The organism is Bradyrhizobium sp. LB11.1 (assembly GCF_040549385.1).
Lineage (GTDB): Bacteria > Pseudomonadota > Alphaproteobacteria > Rhizobiales > Xanthobacteraceae > Bradyrhizobium.
This window is the reverse complement of record NZ_JBEPTH010000049.1, coordinates 1-2,916: the sequence shown is the minus strand read 5'-3', so window position 1 is coordinate 2,916 and position 2,916 is coordinate 1. Positions and strand designations below refer to the sequence as shown.

The following is a 2,916-nucleotide window of genomic DNA, read 5'->3' as shown; positions in this document are numbered from 1 at the left end:
ACCTGCCGCGCATGATCGTCTCCGCCGATTCGAGATGATAAAGTGAATCATCAAGTCCCCTCCCTGGCGAGGGGTTTTTCAGCAGACTGCTAAGTCAATAAGTTCTGCCGAGCACTCGGTCTCGTCGGCACAGCCCACTGTGACACCTCGGCATGCTGGCCGCTCGGCAGAACGCGCCACAATCAACCTCGTCCCGCCAAGTCTGCTCGTGGCCCGCAGCAGAACCAGTTCGAGGCGACTGCGATGCCGGCTATGCGCGGGTAGACTGGACGCGGGACTGCCTTGGGCCGGCCGCCGCATGTGACCCGTTTCGGACATGGCGCTCCACTCAAAGCCGAAACCAAGGCAGAGTGAGATAGACGCAAGCGACCATCGCCAGGGCAGGAATTACCCATACCCATCCCGGCCAAACGTAGCGCGCCGAACAACCGGGTAACGACGCCACAACAAGGCCGATCATCAGTGCCCCGAATGCAGCCGTCGCCGCCCAGCCGTACCAGTACATAGCTGGAGCAAGAAATCCCATCGCGGCGTCGGCAACATCTCCTGTGTGATGCGTACCCGCCAGTACAATACCGAGCGACGGGAGAACGGTGAACAGGGCCAAATCCTTTGCAATGGCGATAACATAGAGGACCGCGAATGTCGGCCCGAAAGTGAATGCGAAACGGCGAAACCAATCGAATGACGTCATGAGCCAAAACCCAAGATGTTATTTGCGACATGACCAGTCAGGAAGTTCCACCAGACGATGAAGGCAAGGATCGACGTGAGCGCAATGCGGGTCTGAGCAGGCTCACCGGCACGCGGTCGCCGCCAGAAAACCCAGTAGGCTGGCAGGAGTGCCAGCCCGATGGCTGCGAAGTGCTCCTTGAGGTCGAAGAAACCGAGGAAATGCCAATGACCCGCGCGCTCCAACTCGGGCCTGATGTCCACACGGAAATAAAGGTAGATGATCCCACCCAGCAGCGTGGAGACGGCGTACAGAACGATCACGGCGTTGGCGAATGAAGCAGACGGCACAGAACGAAAGCGGCCGAAGAAAGAACCGCGCCGGGCGCCCGCCGACGCCCACGCCGCTAGAGTCTGGTGGGTTATTGCGCCAAGCAGCGCCACCGCGACCAAGCCGTGAATAATCAGGAGAAATGTCGCCAGAACCTTACTCCGATATCACCCGCTTCCTGTCACGTGAAGAGCTCCTCAGTCCCGAATGGCTCTGCGGACCACGGCCGGAAGCGATTAAGAATGAATTTCGTCTTCTGGCCCGGTTCGACATCGACAAGAACGTAGTTGTATTCTTCTTGGGGAGGCTGACCCTTCCAGTAAAGATCGGGCGGATAGTCAGCCGGCACCTTGATGCTCGTGCGACCGGGAAGGATTGGGTCTTGCTCCGCGCCGCCGCCGCCCAGCATCAAATATTTCACCCCACCTACTTCGTAGATTTCGGTGGTGTGAACGTGCCCGTTTAACACGATCACCTCCATGTCCTTGGCATACGACGCTATCACCTTGTGCGGATTGTCGCGGGCCGGGATCGGACCCAAACCCGACCGTGCAAACACGGGATAATGGAAGACGATAAAGGCCTTGCGAATGCCACTGGCCTTGGCTTCGTCCATCCATTTCTGAAGCTGGGTCATCTGCTCGGCATATTTTGGTCGATCAGCGTCCCACAGCGACGGCGAGCGGTAATCGTACTTTCCGCTCCACAGATAGATGAAGCGGGTGCCCTTGAAGTCGAATTTGTAGATGAGGTTTTCCGGCGTGACGCCGAACTTCTTTAGATACGGCACAGCCGAAAGAACGCCCTCTATCTTCGGATCGGCCCACACCTCATGATTACCTACGCTCATGAAAAAGCGCCCATCCAGCCCGGCTGCGCGCATCTCGTCATCCGGCGCTGGTAGCTTCTTCAACATTGTCTCGTTCACACGTTTCCAGTATGGGCTGTCGCTGACGGTCAAGCCCTGATTGCCCCACCAGACCGCGTCACCGCTATTGACCACGAATTTGGCGCGACCGGATTGAACGTCCCTCACGATTTCACGGGTCACCCATTCGCCGCCTTGAAGCCGAAACATTGTCCGATGGACGCCGGGAAGCAGTTTCAAGTCTTCAACTGATGCCTCGGTGACCCAACCTTTATCCACTGTCAGAGTCATGACTTCCGTCTTGGACGCAAACGGCATGACTACCTTGATCAGCTCCTTGGTGGTGGGATCGAAGATCATCTTCACATCCTTCGCCACAACGGCCTCGGCGACCTTCTCGGGCATGACCAGCCCGAACATCTCCACGAAGAACTTGTTGAGGTCCGGCTGTCCCTCTTTCAACGGGAGGTACATCATCGGCCGGGTATCGCCGACCGCAGCGAACGAAAAGCCGGTCCCGGCGGGAAGTGGTGATTGCGCGGTCGCCGTCTGCACGCTTGCGACGAGTGGTACAGTGACCGCAGGCAGCGCAGCGAGACCCCCAAGCACAAGGCGACGGCTAGGGCCGTTAGATGATCTGGATGATTGCATGATCATTATCCCTTCATTCAGGAGGGGGAACGCCCCTTGGGCTTTCACTCATAGTTGAGATAAATCAAAGTCCTGTAATTGGCAGGGCATTCCATCACGGCGCCAGCGCGCAAAGTCAGGATTGGGCAATTATCGCAGGCCGCCAAAGGGACGCTATGCAAATACGGCATGTACGCCCTTAAGAGGAGTGGCCGCCGAGTCCGTTGTTGGCCTCTCATTTCCGTTGGCGCAGTGCCGCGCGATGTCCGAAGTTGACGGCAGACCGGAAGTAGCTGGCCGCCGGCAAAAACGACGCGATTGGTAGAGTCGAGATGTGGCGCGGTGGCGGTAGGCTGAACATATCTGTTTGCCGCCTCTTTCGTCTGGCGGTGCCTTAGTGGTTCACCCTTGGCTC

At 58.0% G+C, this 2,916-nt stretch carries 3 protein-coding genes; all 3 read right to left on the bottom strand.

Annotated elements, in window-relative coordinates; all coding sequences use genetic code 11:
- Positions 1-328: 328 nt before the first annotated feature.
- The 3 genes from ABIA96_RS36480 to ABIA96_RS36470 are packed head-to-tail and all read right to left on the bottom strand — an operon-like array spanning position 329 to position 2,528.
- On the bottom strand, positions 329-694 hold the full coding sequence (locus tag ABIA96_RS36480) for a hypothetical protein (RefSeq protein ID WP_354141711.1): 366 nt from the start codon (positions 692-694) through the stop codon (positions 329-331).
- A complete protein-coding gene (locus ABIA96_RS36475; protein ID WP_354141710.1) occupies positions 691-1,125 on the bottom strand; it encodes a hypothetical protein in 435 nt (144 codons plus the stop codon). The genes ABIA96_RS36480 and ABIA96_RS36475 overlap by 4 nt, the downstream gene beginning before the upstream one ends.
- Before the next feature lie 59 nt (positions 1,126-1,184).
- Positions 1,185-2,528 (bottom strand): metallophosphoesterase family protein, encoded by a 1,344-nt coding sequence (locus tag ABIA96_RS36470; RefSeq protein ID WP_354141709.1) that lies wholly within the window; start codon positions 2,526-2,528, stop codon positions 1,185-1,187.
- Between the last annotated feature and the right edge of the window lie 388 nt (positions 2,529-2,916).

Coding starts and splice junctions, on each gene's coding strand:
- ABIA96_RS36470 (WP_354141709.1), bottom strand. CDS start 2,528: ATGATCATGCAATCATCCAGATCATCTAACGGCCCTAGCCGTCGCCTT.
- ABIA96_RS36480 (WP_354141711.1), bottom strand. CDS start 694: ATGACGTCATTCGATTGGTTTCGCCGTTTCGCATTCACTTTCGGGCCG.